This window comes from uncultured Mailhella sp., assembly GCF_905187505.1.
Classification (GTDB): Bacteria; Desulfobacterota; Desulfovibrionia; order Desulfovibrionales; family Desulfovibrionaceae; genus Mailhella.
The window spans coordinates 1-3,597 of the sequence record NZ_CAJJIC010000179.1; the positions used below are offsets into that span (position 1 = coordinate 1).

Genomic DNA, 3,597 nt, shown 5'->3' on the forward strand with positions numbered 1-3,597 from the left:
TCGACCGGCTGCCCAACGGCAACACGGCCATGCTCGTATGGGAAAAGATGTCCTGGGACGAAATGATCGCCAAGGGGCGCGATCCCAAGGACCCCACCATCTATAAGGACGGCTTCAAGTATCCCGACGGCAAGGTGCTGGAAGGCGTGTGGCCCGACGCCATCATCGAAGTGGACCCCAGCGGCAAGATCGTGTGGGAATTCCATGTGAAGGATCACATCGGCACGGCCAAGGACCAGTGGGACCCCAACTATCACCTTCCCTTCGGCTACATGCCCGCCTATTTTGCGGGACCGGACTGGACGCACTGGAACTCCATCCGCTACAACCCCAAGACCGACCAGTATCTCGTGAACTCCCGCGACTGGGGTGAAATGTACATCATCGACCGCAAGACCAAGAAAATGGTCTGGCGCTGGGGCAATCCCTATGCCTACGGCGGGGGCACCAAGGAACAGGGCTACGCCCGCAACGGCGATCAGATTCTGTTCGGCTCTCATGACTGCAACTGGCTGCCCAACGGCAACGTGAGCATTTTCGACAACGGCACCATGCGTCCGAACGGCAACTACAGCGCCGCCTATGAAATAGAACGCGACGGCACCTTCAACGGCGGCAAGATCGTATGGTCCTTCAAGACCAAGGATCAGAACAGCTTCTATTCCGCCTACCAGAGCGCTGCGCAGAAGCTGCCCAACGGCAACTGGCAGATCACGGCCACCAACAACGGCCACGTGTTTGAAGTGACTCCTGAAGGCGAAGTGGTGTGGGAATTCCTGAATCCCATTTCCGGCGACGACCCCTACTGCGTGAAGAAGGACGACAACCCCTGGACGCAGATACACCGCGCCTTCCGCTACGCCGCCGACTCTCCGCAGCTCAAGGGCCGCGACCTTAAGCCCATTCGCAAGCTCGCCCCCGGCTGCCCCGACTGGAAGACGCTGCTGGATTACAAGCCCTCCCCCAACGGCAGCCGTCCTCCGAAGGTGGAAAATGCTCCCGCTTCCGACCAGAAGGGCTATGACTACGCCGTTCCGGCCAAGAAGTAACGAACGATCTTCAGCTGTTCTCTGAAAAACGAAACCCCTCTTTCCCCGGGCCGTCCCGCCGATTTCGGCAGACGGCCTTCTTCTTTTTTCCGGCATAAAAATCTTCGGGATTCACGACGATGCTGGGCGGCGCACCTTCATCGCCAAGAATTCTGTCTGGACGCACGAAGCGGTGCGGAATGATCTTCGCGCCCGGGCTGCTTTTTGCGGAAGCATCCGATACGGCCTCCGGCCCGTAATCCGTCGTTCATTTTCTGACCTCCGCCGAAAGAGAGCTTCGACAACGGCTCTTTGAAGTTCCCTGAGCTTCGTCCCTGCGCCTGCAAGCTCTCCCTGTTGTTTCCCGTTCCTCCTCTTCTTTTCCGCAAAAAACTCGTCTGCGCACGTTTTTCCATTAAATCTTTCCCAAAAACAGAATTCTCCCGCTTTTTCTGTTGACAGGTGACGCCATCTTTTATAAAAGACGTCTGTTCACGCCACGCGGGAGTAACTCAGTGGTAGAGTGCAACCTTGCCAAGGTTGAAGTCGCGGGTTCAAATCCCGTCTCCCGCTCCATATGATATAAAGAAAGCCCGTCATCGACGGGCTTTTTCTTTTTTAAGCACTCACTTGAAGGTACGGACATACCGCTCAACTTCCGCCTGTCTCCGAACACGCGTCCTGAAAACGACGACGATTCCCTGCTTCTGCAAGGGACCTGAACGCCCGGAGCTCTTTTGCCTTCTCATTTCCTCCCTTCCTAAAAAAGAAGCCCCGTTTCTCCCTGTGCGAATCGGGGAGGCAGTGCTTCTTTCAGCACTGAAGCCTTGAGCGGGCACAACCCCCAAAAAAGCGGAGCCCGAAGGCCCCGCCTTTTTCCGTCATGAAGTGCCGGTCAGTCTCTGTCGCATTCGACCTTGAACTTCGCTTCCTCTTCGCGCACCAGCCGGAAAAGCACGGGGCTGAGCAGAAGAATGGCGATGAGGTTAGGTATGGCCATGAGAGCGTTGCAGGTATCTGCCAGCAGCCATACGAGGTCAAGCTTGGTAAGAATGCCCACGGGAATGGCCAGACAGTACACGATGCGGAAAGGAATCTGAGCCCGGTCGCCGAAGAAATAAATGGCGCAGCGCTCGCCGTACACGCACCAGCTCATGGCCGTGGTGAAAGCAAACAGGGAAAGGCACACGGCCACCATGATGCTGCCTATTCCGGGCAGCACGCTTTCAAAGGCCGCGGAGGTCATGGCCGCGCCCTGCTGTCCGTCGGTCCACTCTCCGGTCAGAAGAAGGGCAAAGGCGGTAAGGCTGCACACCACGATGGTATCGATGAAGGTGTCGAGCATGCCTATGGTGGCCTGCGTCATGGGCGAGCTGGTGGACGCCGCAGCGTGGGCCATGGGTGCCGTGCCGAGACCGGCCTCGTTGGAAAAGATGCCTCTGGCCATGCCCATGCGTATGGCCAGCATGATGGAGGCTCCGGCCGCGCCGCCCTGAGCCGCGGTGGGAGAAAAGGCCTCGCGCAGCACCATGCCGAAGATGGCGGGCACTTCGCCTATGTGCATGATGATGACCAGAAACGACATGGCGGCATAGCAGAGCGCCATGACGGGCACGATGCGTCCGGCGACACCGGCAATGCGCTTCACGCCGCCGAGCAGCACCACGCTTGAAAGTACCAGCAGCACGGCGGCCGAAATTCTGGGAGACACCCCGAAGCTCGTGTCGAGCACGCCGCCTATGGCATTGCTCTGCACCATGGCGCCCGTACCGATGCAGGCCACAATGCCGAACAGGGCAAACGCGCTGCCCAGCCACATCCAGCGGGAGCCGAGACCGTTCTTGATGAAGAACATGGCGCCGCCCACCCAGTTGCCCTTGGGGGTGCGCTCGCGAAAATGCACGGCAAGCAGCACTTCGCTGAACTTGGTGGCCATGCCCACGAGTGCCGTCATCCACATCCAGAACAGGGCGCCGGGACCGCCCATGTAAATGGCCGTAGCCACGCCCACGATGTTGCCCGTGCCTATGTCGCCGGCAAGAGCCGTCATCAGCGCGTTGAACGGAGAAATCTCGCCCTTTTCCGAGTCGGAACGCCGTCCGGCCCAGGCATGACGCATTCCCCGGGCAAAATTGCGGATGGTAAAGAAACGCAGCCCTATCGTAAGATACAGGCCGGTGCCGAACAGAAGCACCAGCATGCACGGTCCCCAGACGAAATTATTGATGCTCGTAAGCCATTCCAACATGACGCAACCCTTTTATGATGAAACACTAATTTACCATGGTATCATATTGAAACAAAAAAGGCAAACGACAAAAAACACAAGAACGCTTTTCCTTTCCGTCGTTTCCCCGTCACTCTTCCGTCCGACGTCACGGCTCCAGCTCACCGTCATGAGAGAACTGTCGGCGAAGCATTCTGAACGCGGCGGTCATCCTCAGCCGACGGTTCGACGCGACCGTCGTGACCGCACGGATCGGGAAAACGGAAGCCGACCGTGCTTCGTCGCATGAAGTCAGGACCGCCCCTTCAAGGGGCGGTTTGATTTGACCCTATAAGGGTCTGT

Annotated in this window: 2 protein-coding genes and 1 tRNA gene; 2 read left to right on the top strand and 1 reads right to left on the bottom strand. The window is 58.2% G+C overall.

Annotated features, from left to right (window positions below; genetic code table 11):
- The coding region (locus QZZ60_RS11000) for an aryl-sulfate sulfotransferase (protein ID WP_295641358.1) at window positions 1-1,049 on the top strand (1,049 nt) is incomplete at its 5' end.
- A 480-nt stretch (window positions 1,050-1,529) separates the two neighbouring features.
- A tRNA-Gly gene (locus tag QZZ60_RS11005) sits at window positions 1,530-1,604 on the top strand.
- Between the two features lie 319 nt (window positions 1,605-1,923).
- Here QZZ60_RS11005 and QZZ60_RS11010 read toward each other — a convergent pair.
- Window positions 1,924-3,276, bottom strand: a complete 1,353-nt coding sequence (locus QZZ60_RS11010) for a sodium:alanine symporter family protein (protein ID WP_295641360.1) — start codon at window positions 3,274-3,276, stop codon at window positions 1,924-1,926.
- Between the last annotated feature and the right edge of the window lie 321 nt (window positions 3,277-3,597).